The organism is Pseudovibrio ascidiaceicola (assembly GCF_900114245.1).
Classification (GTDB): Bacteria; Pseudomonadota; Alphaproteobacteria; order Rhizobiales; family Stappiaceae; genus Pseudovibrio; species Pseudovibrio ascidiaceicola.
The window spans coordinates 1-1,520 of sequence record NZ_FOSK01000044.1 but is presented as its reverse complement, the minus strand read 5'-3'; the positions used below and the strand labels follow the sequence as shown (position 1 = coordinate 1,520).

The following is a 1,520-nucleotide window of genomic DNA, read 5'->3' as shown; positions in this document are numbered from 1 at the left end:
CCGCCAATGTGGTGACAAGCCCCAGGATCAAGGAAAGCAACCATCCAGCCATCTTTCTTCATGACCATGGAGATCCGCTCTTCGGTGCCATATTGCTCATAGGGACCATATTTGTCCCACAAACTCTTGCGCACCAGCCCAGGATTGAATGAGAAGCTCAACCATTCAGGATGGATGTCTGTTGGCATGAGAGCATATTTAACGCCGCTAGTTTCTTTTCGAATACAGTTTTCCTGAAACTTCTGCTGTAGATCTGAAAGCTTACGCACGCACACAACACTGACGTTAGGCTCAGCAGCCATAACCGCTTTACAAGCATCAACTGTACTCCGCGCTTCAAACAACCAGTCATCCTCGCCATGAAAGATGAAGGGAGTTGTCACATGGGTGTACATCTTGTCGATAGACTTCATCTGCCCCAGCTGAGGTTGGTTCAGCAGAACTTCTGTTTGCGGATAGTGCGCAGCAACCCAGTTCTTGATGTCCAGAGTGTTCGCATCATCAATAATGATGGACTTGGCAAAGTCATTTTGATGATCTGGAAGGAAGCTGTCCAGCGTTCTTGAGAGTAAATCAAGTCGGCCACAACTGGTGATGCAGGATGTCACATCTTGATTGGCTGTAGCGCTATCATTTACCTGTTTCAAGTCCTGTTTCCTTTTTTTGCCGCACTCATACCTTATGCAGCAGGCTTGATTAAATCTACGTGACCCCTTAATTACAGCTGAAGCGTAACTGGTAAATATGGCCCCGCAAATGTCACAGCAATTGCCACCGATTTCTATCCTAATTCGTTGCTTTAATGAAGCTGACCGAATTGGAAGAACACTGGAAAGTGTCAAGGAGCTTGGGCAAGAGATCATCGTAATCGACTCAGGTTCCACTGATGACACTGTGGCCATTGCAAAATCTCATGGCGCAAAGGTGGTTTACAACTCTTGGAAAGGGTTCGGACCACAGCGAAGCTTTGGAGAGACGCAGTGCAGCTTTGACTGGGTATTTTATATTGACGCGGATGAAGTCGTAACATCTGGTTTGCGACAAGAGCTGACACAGATGTTTGCCGCTGGAGAACCAGAATGTGCCTGTTATCTGGTTCGCAACACTATGGTTCTTCCTGGTGATAGCAAGCCGCGCCTCTTTGCTGATTTCAGAAAAGTTCCGCGACTTTATAACCTTAAGCATGCTCGTATAAAGCTCGATCCATCCTACGACCGGATGCAGCTTGATGACGGCTATAAGATGGGTACCCTGCGAAATCGGCAATACCATTACTCGTTCCGCACCTGGGCTCATGCGTTGAGTAAGTTGAACTACACTTCGGAGCTTGCTGCAGAAACGCAGAAGCAAAAGCCTATCTGGTTGTTGCGCCTGAGACTGGTGACCGAACTGCCTGTTGAAATGTTCAAGTACTTGCTCGTGCGTCGTTTTATTTTCGCTGGCTGGAAGGGCTTTGCCTTTGCGGCAACCCAGTCTTTTTCTCGCTTCTCCCGTATCCTCAAAATGCTAGAAAAAAGACA

2 protein-coding genes are annotated in these 1,520 nt (G+C 47.5%); one reads left to right on the top strand and one right to left on the bottom strand.

Translation table 11 applies throughout. The features are described from left to right. On the bottom strand, positions 1 to 647 hold a 647-nt coding region (locus tag BM231_RS26775; protein WP_093524430.1), incomplete at its 3' end, for a hypothetical protein. Positions 648 to 756: 109 nt separating this feature from the next. On the opposite strand from BM231_RS26775, the gene BM231_RS26770 reads away from it, so the two are divergent. Next, positions 757 to 1,520: glycosyltransferase family 2 protein (locus BM231_RS26770; protein WP_093524432.1), on the top strand; the 764-nt coding region annotated here is incomplete at its 3' end.